The 16,445-nt window shown below is 68.5% G+C and carries 12 protein-coding genes; 2 read left to right on the top strand and 10 right to left on the bottom strand.

Annotated elements, in window-relative coordinates; all coding sequences use genetic code 11:
- Window positions 1–63 precede the first annotated feature (63 nt).
- The 3 genes from FJ887_RS15935 to FJ887_RS15925 form a co-directional block, all read right to left on the bottom strand.
- The gene (locus FJ887_RS15935) at window positions 64–2,460 is read right to left on the bottom strand and encodes a DUF222 domain-containing protein (RefSeq protein WP_137824171.1); all 2,397 of its coding nucleotides are present in this window, start codon (window positions 2,458–2,460) and stop codon (window positions 64–66) included.
- 1,124 nt (window positions 2,461–3,584) lie between these two features.
- Window positions 3,585–5,027, bottom strand: coding sequence for a purine-cytosine permease family protein (locus tag FJ887_RS15930; RefSeq protein WP_349290508.1), 1,443 nt, complete (start codon window positions 5,025–5,027; stop codon window positions 3,585–3,587).
- Complete coding sequence (locus FJ887_RS15925) at window positions 5,024–5,494, bottom strand: nuclear transport factor 2 family protein (protein WP_137824172.1); 471 nt, start codon at window positions 5,492–5,494, stop codon at window positions 5,024–5,026. The genes FJ887_RS15930 and FJ887_RS15925 overlap by 4 nt, the downstream gene beginning before the upstream one ends.
- 319 nt (window positions 5,495–5,813) lie before the next feature.
- On the opposite strand from FJ887_RS15925, the gene FJ887_RS15920 reads away from it, so the two are divergent.
- Window positions 5,814–7,121, top strand: coding sequence for an ArgE/DapE family deacylase (locus FJ887_RS15920; RefSeq protein WP_137824173.1), 1,308 nt, complete (start codon window positions 5,814–5,816; stop codon window positions 7,119–7,121).
- Here FJ887_RS15920 and FJ887_RS15915 read toward each other — a convergent pair.
- From FJ887_RS15915 to FJ887_RS15890, 6 genes are all read right to left on the bottom strand, one after another.
- On the bottom strand, window positions 7,118–8,059 hold the full coding sequence (locus FJ887_RS15915) for an SDR family NAD(P)-dependent oxidoreductase (RefSeq protein ID WP_137824174.1): 942 nt from the start codon (window positions 8,057–8,059) through the stop codon (window positions 7,118–7,120). The two genes, FJ887_RS15920 and FJ887_RS15915, sit on opposite strands and share 4 nt — an antisense overlap.
- Before the next feature lie 203 nt (window positions 8,060–8,262).
- Window positions 8,263–9,255 carry a hypothetical protein gene (locus FJ887_RS15910; RefSeq protein ID WP_137824175.1) on the bottom strand — a complete coding sequence of 331 codons (993 nt, stop codon included), beginning with the start codon at window positions 9,253–9,255 and terminating at the stop codon, window positions 8,263–8,265.
- A gap of 51 nt (window positions 9,256–9,306) precedes the next feature.
- Complete coding sequence (locus tag FJ887_RS15905; protein WP_137824176.1) at window positions 9,307–10,281, bottom strand: alpha/beta hydrolase; 975 nt, start codon at window positions 10,279–10,281, stop codon at window positions 9,307–9,309.
- A 175-nt stretch (window positions 10,282–10,456) separates the two neighbouring features.
- Entirely contained in the window at window positions 10,457–11,962 is a 1,506-nt protein-coding gene (gene scpC / locus FJ887_RS15900; RefSeq protein WP_137824177.1) for a succinyl-CoA:acetate CoA-transferase ScpC, read from the bottom strand.
- A gap of 57 nt (window positions 11,963–12,019) precedes the next feature.
- Window positions 12,020–13,339, bottom strand: coding sequence for an amidohydrolase (locus tag FJ887_RS15895; RefSeq protein ID WP_137824178.1), 1,320 nt, complete (start codon window positions 13,337–13,339; stop codon window positions 12,020–12,022).
- A gap of 69 nt (window positions 13,340–13,408) precedes the next feature.
- Complete coding sequence (locus tag FJ887_RS15890; protein ID WP_137824179.1) at window positions 13,409–14,095, bottom strand: FadR/GntR family transcriptional regulator; 687 nt, start codon at window positions 14,093–14,095, stop codon at window positions 13,409–13,411.
- Between the two features lie 199 nt (window positions 14,096–14,294).
- Here FJ887_RS15890 and FJ887_RS15885 point away from each other — a divergent pair, with 199 nt between their 5' ends.
- Window positions 14,295–16,109, top strand: coding sequence for an FAD-dependent oxidoreductase (locus FJ887_RS15885; protein ID WP_137824180.1), 1,815 nt, complete (start codon window positions 14,295–14,297; stop codon window positions 16,107–16,109).
- Between the two features lie 164 nt (window positions 16,110–16,273).
- Here the strand turns inward: FJ887_RS15885 and FJ887_RS15880 are convergent, their stop codons facing one another.
- On the bottom strand, window positions 16,274–16,420 hold the full coding sequence (locus tag FJ887_RS15880) for a GPGG-motif small membrane protein (RefSeq protein ID WP_009374756.1): 147 nt from the start codon (window positions 16,418–16,420) through the stop codon (window positions 16,274–16,276).
- Window positions 16,421–16,445 lie beyond the last annotated feature (25 nt).

Genomic DNA, 16,445 nt, shown 5'->3' with positions numbered 1-16,445 from the left:
TTCATAAGGTCACTCTGTTCCGGACGCGACGACGCCGGAGCGCTCTTCACGACGTCACGATGGTCAGAACGGCGGAGGATCATCGCGGTTGTCCTGATGCCATGTGATCGGCACGCTCCAGAACTGGTCGAGCGGCTCCACCCAGGTGTCTCCGGCGTCTTGTCGACGCCGTTGGGCTTCCCTCACCGACAATCGGCGGCCGGGCATCAGTCTCTTCATCGTCACCGGATCGGATCCTCGCGGCAGGCACGGCGGGAACTCCTCGTTGCGCCAGTTGAGCAGCTGAGCAAGCCGCTTCCGTCGGGCGAAGTCACGGGCCCGCTCGTATGTCTCCTGGATCCTGCGCCTGCGTTCGGTCTCCTCGGCGGATTTCCGCATCGCTTCGCGGCGCTGCCTGACGAGTTGTTCGTTCGGTTCGAGTTCGATGATGTACTTCGGCGGTGGGACCGGATGCTTCGGCTTCCACACCACGTGGGGTCTCATCCCGCTGATCGCAGCGAGCTCCATCGCCTGGGCCACCTCGATCGGCTGGTCAGGAGCGCGTGAGGTCGCCGTCACTCCGTGTCTGAACTCGTACTCGACACAGCCCGGTTCCTTCATCCGCACCCGCAGCAGGCAAGCGGTCTTGAGTGCGTGGTGCTTCCTGCACAGCGGATGGAGATTGCCGAACCGAGTGAGACCGCCTTTGAGCGGATCGAGCTTGAAGAACGGGACGATATGGTCGATCTCGGCTTTCACGGCAGCGCGAGCGCACCCCGGCACGCTGCAGCACTCCCACTGGGCGATGAGCGTCTTACGCACCTCATTGGGGATTCGATACGTCGTGGCCTTGGCATCGATCGGAGTGCCCGTCGCCGGGTCGGTGAGGATCCTCGTCACGGTGGAGCAGTGTCCGGCGATGCGCCGCGCGGTGTCGGCGGGGATCGGAGAACCGTCAGGCAGTGTGCCCGGCAGGTTCGATTCGCCGAGGAGGGACATCACGGGAACGGTGGTGACCATCGTCGCCTGAAGCGCGATCCACCACGAATGCATCGGCATCTCCGCGGCGATCCAACTCTCAGCGGTCTCCGTCTGATCGGCCCCGGCTCTGCAGAACGCGCTTCCCCGGTCAGCCGCCTCGGTGTCGACGGGGCCGTGTCCGGGAAGGGGCAGTCCCTCCACGCCGACACTGTTCGTCGCGGCGCCGTTAGCTGATGCGTTGCTCGCTGCGGTGCCGTCCCCTGAAGCGTTGTTCGTCGCGGTGCCGCCCCCTGAGGCATTGTTCGCTGCGGCGCTGTTCTTCATGATGATGGCGCCGTCGGGCCCGAGGTCGAAGAGCAGGTTTCCGTCGTCGTCGAGCAGCGGCTCCTCCTCGACCGACTGGATCCCGGTCACGGGGTCGATGCGGCGCACCTTGATGCTCAGCTTCGGCTGCGGTCGGGTGACGATGTCGTACATGAGGTTGTCGAAGGCACGATCGTCGATGATCTCGACCCCCGGCGGCAGATCGAATGCGGCGCCTCTGCGCGAATGGATGGCGCGAGCCATCGCCTCGACCCGCAGGTAGCACGCATGGAGTTCCTCGGCCGGCCCTGTCAGGGACATGCAGGCCGAACCGTTCTTGTACGTGTGCAGATCGACGCGGCGGCGCTCCTTGGCTGTCTGCGATCGGTCGTCGGCCGGTTCGAGCACGGCGATGAACTTCCGCAGAGCGGTCCGGAGACGGTCACTCGTGACATCGGCCCGGCGCTCGGCGAGATGGTCGTCGATCTCCGGGAGATAGCGGAGGGCCACTGATCGGCAGAGATCGCCGACGACCTGGACGTGAGCAATCGTGAACTCGCCGGCACGGACACGGTCGGCGAAACGCGGCAGCCCGTGGATGATCGTCATCGCCGTGCGCAGATGCCGATAGGTCCGGGCGATCGATTGACCGAGGATGGTCGCGGTCTCGATGACATCCTCATCGGCGACGTTGTCCTGCACCCAATCGGAGACTGTGGTGTCGAGGCGGAAGCCGGGGAAATCAGGGGTTTCCGCCGCGCCGTCGGATTCCGTGGTCTCGGCCGAGACGAGTGCCGTCGACGGCGGAGCGAGGTCCGCTTCGCACCACTGCCGCCACGCCAGCAGTGCAGGGTCGCGGAGAGCCACGGTCGTCGACGTGCGCGGCACCCACACGAGTTCGGTCGATGCGCTCACGTCGACATCGTCCGCCATTGCGTCGAATGCCGCGGCGAAGGGAGTCGTGGGCGCCGGCTTCCCTCGCGTCCCGGTGGTCGTCTTCGCGGCGGTGCCGTTCGCTGCGGTTCCCTGTGCTGCGGTTGGATCCGCGCCGGTCTCGTCGGCCGACGCAGCGGGATCGGGGTCCATGGCCGCCTCGGCGACTTCGTGCCGAAGCACGGATGCGGCGATCGTGGCGAAGCGATACGGCGCGTCGCCGTCGGGCAGGGGGACGTCGAGACGCCGGACGACGCGCTCCAACGTGATGCCTGCAGTGACGTCGAACGTGCGGAGCTGGATCTGGTCGGATTGCGCGGAGATCTCCGCGAGTTCGCTGATCCTCGACCCGAGTCGAATCGTCGGTCGAGCGGATTCACTGCGAGCAGCACCGTCGCAACCGCATCCCTCACCGGGATCGCGCCCGGTGGTTGCACCCGGATCACGCGCAGCGCCCCGTTCGCGACGACCAGCGCCAGCGCGAACACCAGCACCGTCGCAACCATCTGCGTTGCCCCGACCGCCGGCACCCGTATGACCCACAGCACCGTAACGAACACCGGCATCGTCGCAGACGTCGGGCTGTCGAGGGGCAGAGCCTGCACCAGCTGCGTCGAACGGCGCGTCGGTGGCACGACCGGGGCGCGGTCCGTCTCCACCGGGGAGGTCTTTCACGCTGGCTCACCTGCCTCTGACAACAGCGTCGGGGAAGCGATCTGCGAATCGTAATACGTAGTACGTCAATGCTAGACTATTCGAACATCAAATGGAATAGTGCGAGTCATATTCATGAGAAAAAGATTGTGATCTCTTTCTGACTGATGTCTCCTTGTGAGCTCTATTGTTGCACTCGTCACTGACACGACTTCGGATGTCACTGATGACCTGCGATGATTCCCGTTTCACCACAACTGCCCGCTTCCGGTACCCTCTCGACCCCACCGCGGACCGTCGCACGATTCGGCAATGATGCCGGACACGACTGCCGCGAGCATGCGAGGTTCTTCGCGAGCATGTGGTGGAGGGGGGCACGACTGCACGCGTCAGCGATGCCGAGCGCGACCGCGCGACCGCGCGGTGCCAGGCGCCACTGCGCGACCGTGCGATGCCGGGCGCCACTGCGCGACCGCGCGATGCTGGGCGATGCCGGCGCTGCTGTGCGATGCTGGGCGCTGCTGCACGAGCATGCGAAGCCGAGCACGACCGAACGAGCATGCGATGTCAAGCGCGACGGCAAGAGCATGCGACGTCACGCGGAGATGCGCGACCCCGCGAGGCAGATCATCCCCGGTCAGCCATACGTCCGGTCAGCCATGTTTCCGTCACCCATGCGTCCGGTCTGACCGGACGCACCTTCGTCATCCACACAAACCCCTACGACGGCACCCTCACTGGTCAGCCAGGTGCCCTCGCGGACCGGACGAACCGCGCCGTCCGCCGATCGCGTCGTCCCGACCGCCCACGGAACCGCGGGATGATGCGTCACGCAGAGCCGCCTCGGCGAAGCGGTGCCGCGTCGACCACGACAGGGCCAGGTACAGGAGGAACGAGATGACGAACGACGGAATCGTCGCACCCACGGGGCTTGCCCACACATAGGTGAGCAAGTAGGAGGCGAAGGCCCCGACGATCCACACGATGACCGCCGCCCAGTTCACCCCGCGGATGTAGGCGTACATCCCGCCCTCGTCACGGAGGATGTCCTTCGAGTAGAACCCGCGTTTGACGATGTAGTAGTCGGCGATGACGATCGCGAAGACGGGCACGAAGAACGCCCCGATGACGGTGAGGAACGCGGTGTACTGGTCGAGCAGCGCCAGCCACGTCGACCCGATGATCGAGATCGCCCCGAGGACGAGCGCCACCGGCAGGAAGCGCAGCCGAGACTGCTTCCTGGCGCCGATGACGGAGTTGACCATGCCGTAGACGACCATCGTGTTCGTCGCCATGACGGAGAGGAAGATGACGATCGCGAGCGGCCAGCCGAAGTGGTCGGCGAGCGCGGTGGGGTCGAAGGGTTCGGCCGCTCCCCCGTCGAGGAGGATGAAGCTGAAGGCGGTGAGCCCGAGCAGCATCGCCAGCACCGTCGACGTGATGTACCCCAGCCCCGAGCCGACGATGCCGGCGCGCTGGCTTCCGGCGAGTCGATTGAGATCCGCGGAGAGCACAGTCCACGAGATCGCCGTCGCAATGACGATGTCGAGTGCGAGGACCGGAGTGAAGCCGAGGCTCTCATCTGCGGGAATGCTGAGGTATTCGCTCGGTGCGTGGCCGATGAATGCGGTGACGAAGATGTAGGCCATGACGACGAGGATGAGCAGTGCGAACCATGGCTCGGCCTTCTCGATGCCTTCGTGGCCGAGGATCGCCAGTCCGACGACGAGCGCCTGGCAGAGCACGGAGAAGAGGACCGGGTTGGAGAAGCCCGTGGTCTGCTCGACGACGTAGTTGACGCTGATGCCGGCGAGCATCGCCTGCACCCAGCTCCAGCCCATGAGGATGATGATGTTGGCCGCGACCGGCAGGAAGCTGCCCTTCGCCCCGAATGCTCCCCGTGTCACCGCCATCGTCGCGAGTCCCGTCCGGGTGCCGATGTTGCCGATGAGCACGAGGACGATCGTGCCGATCACCGTGCCCGCCACGATCATCAGCGCCGCCGTGCCGTAGTCGATGCCCGGCACGAAGAGAGTTCCCGTGAGCATCGTCGTCACGACGAGGTTGGCCGCGAGCCAGATCATGAACATCCGTCCGGTGCCCAGTCTGCCCCGCACGACTCCCGAATCGTCCGAATCCGCAGCCAACCGGGCTTCGAGTCGGCGGTACCAGTTCACGGTGCGACCTCCGCGGCGGGGGTGGTGTCCGCCTCGGCGGTGTCCGGGACCGGGGACAGATGTTCGTGGATCGCGATGAGATCACCATCGCCGAGGCGGCGGAACACGATGCTCTCGCGTTCCCGATACGATTCCCGGCCCTCCCCGGTCTCGACGGTCGTGTCGACTGTGTGCGAGAAGACGGCGCCGCCCGGGAACGTCTGGATGAGCGGATCGCTGGAGACGCAGTCGATGACGGACCAGCCGTCGTCGAGCCAGCCGTTCCACGTCGCCTCGTACTCGGCACGCGAGTTCAGCCGGTGGCTCTCCGGGTGGAAGACGAACGAGGCGTCCGCGGCGAATCCGGCGAAGTACGCGGCGGTGTCGGTGGCGGCGAAGGCGTCCACGATGGCTGCGGCGGCTCGTTCGACGGCCTCGGCGCTCGGCGCGGAGGGGGCTGAGGGCACAGGGATCGACTTCTCTGTCATGATGCTCGGCAACTTCCTGTTGATGGTTGTTGAGCAACTCTAATGACGGAGATTCAGGACGCACTATCCGCCCTGGACAAGTTTTCCTGGCCACGCGCCAACGTGGATACGTGCGGGGACGGCGGGCGAGCTCGCGCAAGGGGAAGCGAACCCGGGAAGCGGGCGACCTCGCACCGGGGTCAGTGGGCCCGAACAGCGTCGGCAGCGCCGGCGTCCCCACGTCTCCACGGTCTCGACAGGTGGTTCGGCCCTCGACGCCGAGGCGCTTCCAGGCCCACCCTGGAATGGAACACCAGTCACGACCCACCGCGGAGGAGACATGGGCACAGACGACGCGACGGACCGGATCAGAGCGGCCGTCGACGCCAACTTCGCCGAGCAGCTGGCGGTGACGGCCGAACTCGTCGGGCTGCCGACCACGCGCGGTGACGAGGAACCCGGACAGGATCTCATCGAACGCAGCCTCCGCGGCCTCCGACTCGACGTCGACCGCTGGACGATCGACTCGGCCGAGCTGCGCGGCCATCGCGGATTCAGTCCGGCCACGGTCGATTACACGCGGATGACGAATGTCGTCGGGACCCATCGCCCCGAGCGCGACCTTGGCCGCTCCCTCATCCTCAACGGTCATATCGACGTCGTCCCTGCAGGACCGACCGGCCGTTGGTCGCGGTCACCGTGGGACGCCGAGGTCCGCGATGGGTGGATGTACGGACGCGGAGCGGGCGACATGAAGGCCGGGCTCGTGGCGAATCTCTTCGCGTTCACCGCTGTCCGAGATGCAGGGTTCGACCTCACCGGACGGGTGCACATCGAATCCGTCGTCGAGGAGGAGTGCACCGGCAACGGCTCGCTGGCGGCACTGCTGCGCGGATACACCGCCGATGCCGTCATCATTCCCGAACCGGAGGAGGACGCACTCGTCCGGGCGAATGTCGGCGTCATCTGGTTCACGGTCCTCGTCAGCGGAGAACCCACTCACCCGCGGGAGATGGCCAGCGGCTTCAACGCCCTCGACGCCGCCTACCACGTGATCGGTGCGCTGCGCGGACTCGAGGAGAGGTGGAACGAGCGGAAGGCCGACCACCCGCACTTCGCGGACCTCGACCATCCCATCAACGTCAACTTCGGCGGCATCCGCGGCGGCGACTGGCCATCCAGCGTCCCGGCCTGGTGCGAACTCCAGGTCCGCGTCGCCATCTACCCCGGCACTGAACCCGATGACGCGTGGGCGGAGATCGTCGACTGCGTCACCGAGGCGGCCCGCGGCACCGACCGACCGCTGAGCGGCCCGCCGGTGCCCCCATTCACCGCGGGGCTCACGCCGAACGGGTTCTATGCGCGGGGCTACGTGCTCGAGCCCGGAAGCGATGCGGAGACTCTGCTCGCCTCCGCGCACGCCTCGGTCGCCGGCAAGGAGCTGACCGCGTTCACCACCCCCGGCTACCTCGACGCTCAGGTGTTCGCGAACTTCGCCGACATGCCGGCGCTCGTCTACGGCCCGGTGACGAAGAACATCCACGGCTTCGACGAACGGGTGAGCGTGGAGTCGATCCGCCGCTGCACGACGACGATCGCCCTGTTCCTCGCGCAGTGGTGCGGAATCGACGATCGTCGACAGTCCTAGGAGCTCACCGGGTTGACGCCCTGCACCAGGAGCGCGGCGGCCGGATCGCTGCCATGGCGCCCGTCGAACTCCGCGAACGCGGTTTCGACCTCGGCATGCACAGCGCGCACGAGCGGCAGCCATTCCCCGTGGGTGACGATGAGGAACTGGCCCGCCCTCATCGCCTCGACGACCTGCGCCCCGACGGCGTCGGGGTCCGCGCCTTCGGCGAGCATCGCCGAATTCGCCGCGACCGCCTCGGCGTTCGTCTCCTCCCCGAGGAGCTCCGCCTGCCCCGCCGCCGCAGTCTCGGCGATCCGGGTCGATACGCTTCCCGGTGCGAGCACGGAGACGCCGATGCCGCTGCCGGCGAGTTCGCTGCGCAGCACCATTGAGAAGCCGACGCTCGCGAACTTCGAGGAGGCATAGGCGGCGACGTCGGCCATCGGAATGATGCCCGCCAGCGACGCGGTGTTGAGGATGTGCGCGGGCCTGCCCAGGCGGCGGAACCGCGGCAGGAACGTCGAGACGCCGAGGTACTGGGCGTCGAGATTGATCGAGTGCACCCAGCGCCACACCTCCCACGGGGTGGTCTCTGCTGAGCTCCCGCCGTTGACGCCGGCGTTGCTGCAGAGGATCGACACCGGGCCGAGTTCGGCCTCGACGGCATCCGCGGCAGCTTCCCAGGCGTCGGGGTCGCCGACGTCGAGGCGCACCGTGGTCACGGTGCCTCCGGCCGCCCGCAGCTCCTCTGCAGCCTGGGCGAGGCGGGCTTCGTCGATGTCGACGAGTCCGACCCGCGCCCCGGCAGCGACGAAGGCGCGGGAGAGTCCGAGTCCGATGCCGGAGGCCGCACCGGTGACGAAGGCGACCTCGCCGCGCGGCCATTGCTCAGTGTGGGCACTCGGTGCCGCACTCGAGGTGTCCGGGGTCGAGGTGCTGCTGGTGTTTTCGGGCATGACTTCTTCTGCTTTCTCTCGGTGATCTCTCTTCGTGACGGCGACCGTGGAACGGCCGCCGGTGCGGGCACCGCTGGATCAGCCGGTGTCTGCTGGTGCGGCCGCCGCTCAGCGCGTGCCGGCCAGCCCGGCCGCCGTTGGGTCAGCGCGTGCCGGCCAGCCCGGCCGCCGTTGGGTTAACGCGTGCCGGCCGGCGCGACCGGTTACCCGCCAAGGCGGCGCAGGAACTCCGCGCTCATGTAGCGCAGTCGGCCGACGGTCGTGCGCGGGTCGTAGCCGAGCCGCGTCGTGATCGACTCGTGCCGGGCCTGCAGGGTCGAATGGTGCATCGCCAGCCGCGCCGCGGCCGCGCGCAGGCTGTCGGCGTCGACGAGTTCGCGCAGGATCTCTGCGGTCACCGCGTCGAGGGATTCCAGGGCTGTGACGTCCGGGTGAGGGGAGGTGGGATCGTAGGCGCGGGCGAGGATGAGCATCGAACCCAGATCCGCTGCGTCGAGCACGGTTCCCGGTCCCTCGCCGAGGAGGCGGTGGGCGACGAGCGCAGCCTCCCACGAGTCCGGGGCCGAGTCCGCTCGGGTCCACGTGCCGATGCCGACGCGGGAGTGACCGTCCCACGCGTGATCAGCTGCTGCGACTCCGCCGGGGCGCACCTCGAGGGTCGTGTGGAGGACGCCGAGCGGAGTCGGGACCGGGGCGGTCTTCGTCCAGCGCGCTCCCGGGTCGTCGTCGCTGAGGATGACCCGCACCGAGGCGCCGAGATCGATCCCGAGCCGCACGAGCGCCGTCCGCCTCTCGGCCACCGCCCGTTCGGCGTCGACGACCACTTCGATCTCCCGCGTCGCGGAGTGCTGGGACGCCAGTCCCTCGACGGCCACGCCGAGGCGATCGGTGATCATCGCATCGTTGGCGTGCGGGCTGCCCTCGCGGACCAGCCACACCGCACCGGAGCGGAAGGCGACGACGGATCCGCGGGGACGGTCGGCCGCCTCGGCGAGGCGCCTGCCGGCGGGATCGTACGCGGTCACCCTGCCGTCCACCTCGGCGACCGCCGGACAGCCGGCGAGCGCCGCAGCGGCACGCAGCAGGCTCCCGAGCCCCGCCCCACGGGAGGTCAGGGCGTCGAAGTACCCGACGACCTTGAGCGTTTCGCTCGCCTCCGGGTCGAGGGCGGTGAGTTTTCCGAGGAGATCGCGCATATCAGCTCCGCTGTCCGATGACCCCATGGTAGGGCGCGCACCGCTGGGACCTCAACGGTCTCCGATCGTCCTCGCCACCCAGGAATCCCGTGCGGCAAGCGACGCCTGACTCACCGCGGCATGCGGGGCGAGCATCTCGAAACCGTGGAACCCGCCGGCCCACACGTGGAGTTCGGCATCGACGCCCGCCTCCCACAGCCCCAGCGCATAGGCGACGTCCTCATCACGGAAGACCTCCGCGCTGCCGCAGTCGATGTACGTCGGCGGCAGGCCCGACAGGTCCGTCGCCCGCGCGGGTGCGGCATAGATCGAGACGTCCTCGGTGCCGACCCGATCGCCGAGGAGGCTCGACCAGCCGTAGCGGTTGCTGTCCCTCGTCCACGTCGTCCGCTCCGTGACCTGCGCCGCCGACGCTGTGGCGTCACGGTCGTCGATCATCGGGCAGATGAGCACCTGCCCGGCCAGCCGCGGCCCCGATCGATCGCGGGCCAGCAGCGCGGTGCCCGCGGCGATGCCGCCGCCCGCGCTCGCGCCGACGATGATCATGCGGTCGGGATCGACGCCGAGGTCAGCGGCGTGCTCGGCCATCCACACGAGACCCGCATACGAGTCCTCGACGGGGTAGGGGTCGGGATGCTCAGGGGCGAGCCGGTAGTCGACGGTGAGGACGACGGCATCGTGCTCGACGATCCACGGCAGAGTCTGCTGCACGCCGAGGAGGCGGTGGCCGGTGACCATCCCGCCGCCGTGGACGTGGTAGATCCCCGGACCGGTGCCGGTGTGGTCGGCACGGGAGAAGATCGTCCCGGCGAGCTCGGCGCCATCGGCGACGGGGATGACGACGTCGCGGCTGATGACGCCGAGGGCCGCAAGGTCTTCGGGGTCGAGGCCGGGCAGCTGTGCCCCGTCCGCATCGCGCATCGCGGCGGCGGTCTCGGCATTCATCGTCCCCGCGGGCAGGGATTCGAGCATCACCTCGAGTGCCGCATCGAGTTCGGGGTCGTGAGGTGGTCGGGTCACGGTCATGGTTCCTCCTCGCTGAGTGAGTGGTCGGTTCCATCCTCACCGCGGCAGGGAGCGGGCCGGAACCGCCGGATGCGGCAGATCAGGCAGGCCCTCCCCGCCGATCGCGCGGTTCCCGCGCTGGGCGCGCGGCTCCCCCGCCGCTTGCGCAGTCACTCTCACCCCCGGCGGCAGAGCCTCACATCTGCCCGGTCGTCTGGAACCTCTCGTGCCACGACAGCGCCTCGGCGAGCAGGTGCGGGGTGTGCCGACCGTGCGGGTTCGCAGCGATCGCCCGGTCGAGGTAGTCGGTGAGTCGGTCGCGGAAGTCCGGGTGGGCGCAGTCGGCGATGATCCGGCGGGCCCGGGCCACGGGTGAGAGTCCGCGCAGGTCGGCCAGTCCCTGCTCGGTGACGAGGACCTGGGTGTCGTGCTCGGTGTGGTCGATGTGGCTGGCGAAGGGCACGATCGAGGAGATCGCACCGCCCTTGGCCAGCGAGTTCGAGACGAAGAAGTTGAGGTAGGCGTTGCGGGCGAAGTCCCCGGACCCGCCGATGCCGTTGATGATCGAGGACCCCATGACATGGGTCGAGTTGACGTTGCCGTAGATGTCGGCCTCGACCATCCCGTTGATCGCGACGACGCCGAGGCGGCGGACGGCTTCGGGATGGTTCGACATCTCCTGCGTCCGCAGGAGGATCCGCCCCTTGTACGACTCGATGTTCGCGTTGAACTCCTCGGCCCGCTCGGCCGAGAGCGAGAACGCCGTCGCCGACACCGAGGTGAGCTTGCCCGAGTCGATGAGGTCGAGCATGCCGTCCTGGATCACCTCGGTGTAGGCGCGCAGTCCCTCGAACTCGCTGTCGGCGAGGTTGGCCATGACCGCATTGGCGACGTTGCCGACGCCCGACTGCAGCGGCAGCAGGGACGGCGGGAGCCGATCGGCGCGGATCTCGTGACGGAGGAAGTCGACGAGGTGGGCGGCGATCGCCTGCGAATCCGCATCGGCCGGTTTGAACGGCAGGTTCCGGTCCGGGTGGTTCGTCTCGACGATCGCGACGACCTTCTCCGGGTCGACCCGCAGGTACGGATCGCCGATGCGCTGCATCGACTCGAGGAGCTGGATCGGGAGCCGCTCGGGCGGGCGCCTCGTCCCGTAGTAGACGTCGTGGAAGCCCTCGTACGCCCGCGGATGCCACTCATTGACCTCGAGGATGACTCTGTCGGCGAGGTCGAGCCACGTCTTCGAGTTCCCCACCGAGCTGCCGGGCACCAGCAGGCCGTTGGGCAGGACCGCGGCGACCTCGACGACCGCGACGTCGAGGTTCCCGTAGAAGCCGAACCACGCCTGCTGCGCCGAATGGCTGAGATGCGTGTCGATGTACTCCGTCTGCCCGTCGTTGATCGACTGCCGCATGCGGGGATCGGACTGGAACGGCAGGCGCTTGCTCACCGCTCCCGACTCGGCGAGGACTCCGTCGAGCTCCGGCGCCGTCGAGGCACCCGTCCACAGTTCGACGGCGAAGTCGCGGCCCGCGGCGTGTTCGTCCTTCGCCCTGGCAGCCAGCGCCGGCGGCACGAGCTTCGGGTACCCGGATCCGGTGAAGCCGCTCGTGGCGACCCGGTCGCCGTTCCTGATGTGCGCGGCCGCCTCAGCGGCGGTGACGACTCGGGGACGCAGGGTGGGGCAGGTGATCCTCGACATGTCCCGCAGTCTATCGAGGCGCACTACGGCCGCGGTGAGCGGGTGGCCCGCCGCCTCTCACTCCCGTTCGAGACCGGCGAGGAACTCCGGGGCGTCGAGGGCGATCCGTGCCTCGGCTGCGACTCCGACGGCGAGCATGTCCTCGTCGACGTCGAACCGCTCCGTGTGGTGGCCCCACGAGGTCTCCATCCCGATCTGGAGGTACGTCGCCAGTCCCCCGCGCTCCGTGACCCGCCTCATCATCGCCGTCGCGTCCTCGGAGCCGCCGAGCCCGCCGGTGTCGCGGATCTCGGCGACCCCGGGCACACCGGTGAAGGATGCGCGGATGAACGGCAGCAGCTCCGGGCTCGGGGACGCCGTGTCCGCGCGGCCGACGACGGTCACCTCATGGTCGACGCCGTGCATGAGGGCAGCCCCGGCGACGACCTCGGCGGCGCGGTCGACCATGAAGTCGTTGATCTCGCTCGTCTCCCCGCGCGTTTCGACGGCGAGGAGGGCAGCGCGCGGGACGACGTTGCGCCCCTCGCCTGCGGTGAGGGTGCCGACGTTGATCCGGCTCGCGCCCTCCGAATGGCGTGGGATCGCATGGAGGCCCAGGGTCGCCGAGGCGGCCGCCAGCAGCGCGTTCCGCCCCTTCTCCGGGTCGCCTCCGGCATGCGCGCCGACACCGGTGAATCTGACGTCGAACTTCGTCGAGGCGAGGTATCCGTCGACGCCGGTGAGGACGTTGCCCTTGTCGTCGTCGGACTTCAGGTGTGTCGCGACGAAGAGGTCGACGTCATCGAACCACCCGGCCGCGACGATCGAATGCGCACCCCGCACCCCCTCCTCGGCGGGTTGGAAGATGATCTTCACGGTGCCCGTCAGGTCCGCGGCGATGTCGGTGAGCACGCTCGCCAGCCCCAGCCCCATCGCCGCATGCCCGTCGTGCCCGCAGCCGTGCATGGCGCCGTCGTTGATCGAGGCGAAGCCCTCGGCGAACGGCCGGTGGCTGTCGTCGGCGAGTTCGTTGAGGTCGTTGGCGTCGATGTCGAAGCGGAAGCACACGACCGGCCCGGGCCGTCCCGTCTCGAGGACGCCGAGGACCCCGGTGAAGCCCTCGCCCATCGCCTCGACGAGTTCCGGATCCGCTCCCTGGTCGACGGCCCGTGCACGGGCAGCGGCGAGGACCTCGGCATCGGGCACCCCGAGGCGGGCGGAGGCCTCGTGGAGTTCGGGACCGTAGATCGTCGCCCAGCCGAGGTCCCGGAGTGCTCCGATGACCGCCGAGGTGGTCCGGAACTCCGTCCACGCCGTCTCCGCATGCCGGTGGAAGTCCCGGCGCCAGCGGGTGAGATTCGACCGCAGCTGCGCGGAGAGCGTCGGGGCGGGTGTCATCAGGCCGGTCTCCTTCGGGTCAGGGCTGTCTGCTGTGGGCTGCTGGGTTGGGTCCGTGGACAGCGGACGTCAGTGCATACTGTGGGCGCGTATGAGCTCGGCGGCTCGGTCGTGGTCGCGGGCTTCGATCGCCGCGACGATGTCGACATGCAATTGCAACCGCTCGTCGATGTAGTCCGACAGCGGCACGTGCGGGCCGGGCAGCACATTGACCGTGTGATCGTCCATGATCCCCATGATGTTGAGGTAGACCTGGCGCAGCAGCTGGTTCGGCGTGATCTCGGCGATGCGCCGGTGCAGGCACCAGTTGGCCTCGAGGAACTGATCGGGGTCACGGGCGGCAACGGCGGCGCGCATGTCCTCGATGAGCGCCCAGAGCTCGCGGATGTCAGTGAGCGATCCATGGTCGACCGCCTCGGCGGCAAGCAGGGGTTCGAGCGAATCCCGCACCTGCATGGCATCCTCGACCGTCGTCGAGTCCGCATCGAGCGCGAGCAGCGAGCTGCCGAGCTTCGCCATCGGCGTCGGTGAGGCCGCGAACAGTCCGCCGCCGGGCCCCGGACGCAGGGTGATGACGCCGCGCGCCTGGAGCAGGCGCAGCGCCTCGTTGAAGGTGCCCTTCGAGACCCCGCACTCGGCTTGGATCGCGCCCTTGGTCCCCAACCGCTGTCCCGGGTCGAGCCCTTCGGCGAGGGCGGCGACGATGTCGACGGCACGATCGACCGACGAGGATGCTCCCCGCGACGTCGTGGCCATGTCATCCTCCCCTTCACCGGTGTGCGCCTGCCAGTCCCGAGGGTACCCGACCGTGGTGGTTGACATCATGACGATCCGCGCGGCATTCTGGTTCCCAACAATTCATCATGATTAATTATGCTGAATTGGTCGACGGTCCTCGCCCGCCTCGGCGATCAGACGATCATGATCGACATTCTCGTCCGAAGGAGAACGACGAATGAGCACACCAACCACGCCTCCCGTCCGCACCGACGTCCTCGTCGTCGGCGCCGGCCCCACCGGCCTGACACTCTCAGCGATCCTCGCCCGCGACGGCGTCGACGCGATGACGATCACTCGCTACCCCACGACGGCACACTCGCCGCGGGCCCACATCACGAACCAGCGCACGATGGAGGTCTTCCGCGACCTCGGATTCGAAGACGCCATCATCGCCGCGGCGACGCCGAATCCCTACATGCGCAACAACGTGTGGGCGACGAGCTTCGCCGGGCAGGAGATCGCGCGGCTCGAGACGTGGGGCACCGGCACCGCGCGCTCCGGCGACTACGAGGTCGCCAGCCCCAGCGCGATGTGCAACATCCCCCAGCACATCCTCGAACCCGTCATCGCCGAGGCGGCTCGCGACTTCGGTGCCGACATCCGCTTCTCCACGGAGCTCGTCTCCGCCGTCGAGACCCCTGACGGCGTCGAGGCGACGGTGCGCAACCGGGACACCGGGGAGGAGTCGACGATCCTGGCGACGTACATCGTCGGCGCCGACGGCGGCCGGTCGACCGTGGCCGAGGAGTTCGGGTTCACCTTCAGCGGCGAGTCCAACCTCGGGGCGGCCCTCAACGTCTGGCTCGAGGCCGATCTGACGAAGTACTGCGACTACCGCCCCGGCACCCTCTACTGGATGGCACAGCCGGGCAATGACTACTGGGTGGGGTCGGGGACGTGGATCTGCGTCAAGCCGTTCACCGAATGGGTGCTGCTGGCGATGTACGACCCGGCCGAGGGCGAACCGGACACCGACACCGAGGCGCTCGTCGCCCGGGCACAGGCGACGATCGGGGACCCTGACGTCGAGGTGAGGATCAAGCAGGTGTCGAAGTGGCAGATCAACCACGTCGTCGCCGACGCCTACCGGCGCGGGCCGGCGTTCCTCGCCGGTGACGCCGCGCACCGGCATCCGCCGGCCAACGGGTTGGGCACGAACACCTCGATCCAGGACGCCTTCAACCTCGGCTGGAAGCTCTGCGCCGTCCTCAAGGGCGAAGCCCCTGACGCGCTCCTCGACACGTACAGCCAGGAGCGGCAGCCGGTGGGCAGGCGCGTCGTCGACCGGGCGATGAAGAGCGTCGTCGACATGGGTCCGATCTCCAAGGCGCTCGGCTTCGCGCCCGGGCAGTCGGCCGAGGACGGCTGGGCGAGTCTCGACTCGCTCTTCAATGATCCGGACCGCCGTCGAGAGCTCATCGAGGCGATCGAGCTGCAGAACTACCAGTTCAACGCCCACGGCATCGAGCTCGGTCAGCTCTACGAGTCCGACGCCATCGTCCCGGCGGCAGAACCGGCGGCAGGTCCTGACGTCGACGTCGATCTCGACCATGTGCCGTCGACGCGACCGGGTGCCCCGCTGCCCCACGCCTGGGTCGACCATGACCGTCAGCGGCTGTCCACCCTCGATCTCGTCGGGCGCACCGGATGGACGCTCATCACCGGCCAGGCCGATGAGGGCTGGGCTGAGGCCGCGGCGGCGGTCTCCCGCGACCTCGGCGTCGAAGTGAGGACGGCGCAGGTGAGCATGGGCGGGGACTTCAACGATGTCCTGCATCGGTGGATCGAGATCAGCGATGTCGACGATTCGGGAGCGCTGCTCGTCCGGCCCGACCGGATCATCGCGTGGAACGCTCCCACCCGGCCATCGGACCCGGAAGCCGCGCTGCGGACGGCGATGGCGACGGCGCTGGGGCGGGGGTCGTCGGAGTCGGGTTCGGAGGAACACCGCACCGCCGGTCAGGAGTCCCTCGCCGAGGCGGGGGCCTGACCTCTGCGGACCGCGGCGGGACTCGGGTTGGTCCGCCGCCTCGGTGGGGTCCGCCTCCTCGGTGCGGAACGAGGGATGCGTGCGGGAATCTGACGAAGCGTCATGACGCAGCAGCGCCCCGATCCGAGTGCGGATCGGGGCGCCGTGCGGCGGAGGTCGGCGCGCTAGGCGAAGATGCTCACGCCTCCGGGGCCGACGAGGAGGCCGACGACGATGAGGATGACTCCCCAGAGGATCTGCTTGCGGAAGATCGCGAAGATGCCGGAGATGACGAGGATCGCGGCGATGATCCAGAGGATGGTGGCGAGCATGATGTGTCCTTTCCTAGGTGTGGAG

It is taken from the genome of Brevibacterium sp. XM4083 (assembly GCF_006489205.2).
Taxonomy (GTDB): domain Bacteria; phylum Actinomycetota; class Actinomycetes; order Actinomycetales; family Brevibacteriaceae; genus Brevibacterium.
This window is presented reverse-complemented; position numbering and strand designations above follow the sequence as displayed.

Bases quoted from the DNA above. Each gene is read 5' to 3' on its own strand.
- FJ887_RS15880 (WP_009374756.1), bottom strand. From the start codon at position 16,420: ATGCTCGCCACCATCCTCTGGATCATCGCCGCGATCCTCGTCATCTCC.
- FJ887_RS15925 (WP_137824172.1), bottom strand. From the start codon at position 5,494: ATGACAGAGAAGTCGATCCCTGTGCCCTCAGCCCCCTCCGCGCCGAGC.
- FJ887_RS15910 (WP_137824175.1), bottom strand. From the start codon at position 9,255: ATGCGCGATCTCCTCGGAAAACTCACCGCCCTCGACCCGGAGGCGAGC.
- FJ887_RS15905 (WP_137824176.1), bottom strand. From the start codon at position 10,281: ATGACCGTGACCCGACCACCTCACGACCCCGAACTCGATGCGGCACTC.
- scpC (WP_137824177.1), bottom strand. From the start codon at position 11,962: ATGTCGAGGATCACCTGCCCCACCCTGCGTCCCCGAGTCGTCACCGCC.
- FJ887_RS15885 (WP_137824180.1), top strand. From the start codon at position 14,295: ATGAGCACACCAACCACGCCTCCCGTCCGCACCGACGTCCTCGTCGTC.
- FJ887_RS15895 (WP_137824178.1), bottom strand. From the start codon at position 13,339: ATGACACCCGCCCCGACGCTCTCCGCGCAGCTGCGGTCGAATCTCACC.
- FJ887_RS15915 (WP_137824174.1), bottom strand. From the start codon at position 8,059: ATGCCCGAAAACACCAGCAGCACCTCGACCCCGGACACCTCGAGTGCG.
- FJ887_RS15920 (WP_137824173.1), top strand. From the start codon at position 5,814: ATGGGCACAGACGACGCGACGGACCGGATCAGAGCGGCCGTCGACGCC.
- FJ887_RS15890 (WP_137824179.1), bottom strand. From the start codon at position 14,095: ATGGCCACGACGTCGCGGGGAGCATCCTCGTCGGTCGATCGTGCCGTC.